Source organism: Sphingomonas sp. GM_Shp_2 (genome assembly GCF_026540875.1).
GTDB classification, from domain to species: domain Bacteria; phylum Pseudomonadota; class Alphaproteobacteria; order Sphingomonadales; family Sphingomonadaceae; genus Sphingomonas; species Sphingomonas carotinifaciens.
In genome coordinates this window covers 1-1,669 of the sequence record NZ_JALNUQ010000094.1, presented here as the reverse complement: position 1 = coordinate 1,669, position 1,669 = coordinate 1, and the positions used below count along the sequence as shown (strand labels likewise).

1 protein-coding gene is annotated in these 1,669 nt (G+C 61.2%); it reads right to left on the bottom strand.

Going from position 1 to position 1,669, the window contains the following annotated elements:
• Positions 1–1,013 precede the first annotated feature (1,013 nt).
• On the bottom strand, positions 1,014–1,669 hold a 656-nt coding region (locus OXR08_RS18555; RefSeq protein WP_267352126.1), incomplete at its 5' end, for a hypothetical protein.

Genomic DNA, 1,669 nt, shown 5'->3' with positions numbered 1-1,669 from the left:
AATTACACGTAATTATTCAATTATATCAGCTAGTTAGCTACGCCGGATGGACTCCGACGCGTTTGCGGCGTTCATCCTGCAAACCCAAAATCAATGACTTAGCCGACAGGTTCGTATCAACACGATACCAAACCGTCGGGACTTCATGGGTTGCCCTGACACCAGCATGCGACGTCGTGGCACCCTCTAAGACCTCGAAACCGGCGTTTGTGGCCCGCGTGGTTGCCATTTGGGGTATCGGTGCTGCTGGACGCGACTATCGGCGTCAATCGATCGGGTCGTCGGGGCCCGAGCGGTTGTGGAACGAGGGCGCGGCTATAGCAGAGCTTCCGCTCTTCCGGTTTTCGCGCTGGAAAACGGACGTGCGTTCTGGTGGAGAGCGGCCTGTCCGCTTTTGAGCAGCGATCGCGGAGAAGCGGACGTTCGTTCAGGCAGCAGGGCAGGGGGCTTGAGCGCCTGCCGTTGGTAGAAACCGGACTGTCCGTTTTTGGGCAGTGTCGTGGCGATATCGACCGTTAGTTCATCTTGAACGGGACGGCAGCTACGCGCTCCAATCTCGATTATTCGGTGAGCCTGCGGATCACGCCCAGACCTGGCGTCCGTTCAGGATCTAGATGAGTGAACTCGAACGACGTAATTTTCACCGAATATTCATTCCGGCGCCACGCGAAGATTGCCGCGATAAATCCAGCCCCCGACCGGGGCGGCCGAGCCATAGTCATAGACTGCTACCCGTGCCTAGTCGCCGTTCGCGTCCCGCACTTCTACCCGTTGATCGGGATAGACGATGCGGGTGACGAGGCCCTGCCGCGCTGGGGCCACCCGCAAATTTGCGCGGCCATGGACATAGCGGATACGTCCCGTAACTGCGTCTCGCCAAGCACACTCTCGCGCAAGATACTGCGACAACCCCAGCATGGTTCTCGCCGCGGCGACGTTCCACGCCTAGCCGATGCCAAGCGCGATTATGGCATCGACCTTACGCTGTGAAAATCGGCTCTGAAGGCACGCCGCTAGCGGGTCGCCTTCACGCGCTCCCACTCCCTCTTCAGCACGACGTGGGCAAGCCGCATCGCGTAGCCCACGAGGTCGCTGAAAGCCTTATCTTGAGTCTCCTTCGAGACGCCGCTCGGAATCGGTCCGAGGAGTGGGCGCCAAGCGTCCTCGTCGTATCCCTCGTCGGCCGCAATCACCGCTCTGACGTTCCGAACGTCGTGGATCTCGGCGAACCGTCGCTCACCACCTCCGAAGAATGCCATCCTCAGGCTGAGATACATCAGCAGACGGTGGTCCTTCTCGCTCGGGTTGAGCATGAGCTCCATCTCGAGCCGACGGCGGTTGAGATCGTTCTGACGCTCCGACACCTGATCATCCCCGTGGATTGTTCCAGCAAGCGCGACAAAGTCGGCGATGCGGGCGCGGAGCTTGACGATCCACGCTTGACGGCTGTCCGCCTTCACCTTGGCTTGCAGCTGGCGATGGGTGAAGTAAATGGAGACGGCCGCCGCGGTGAGAGCGAGGAGCGCGGTCAGGTTGGCGCTCAGCTCGAGCGAGACGCCTGCGACTCGCTCGGGACCGGGCGCCGAAGCGGGACTAACGGTCAGGAGGCGCGGCAGGATGGGGCCGGCGACGACGATCGAGAGCGCCTCGATCGCGACGCAGCCGAGGA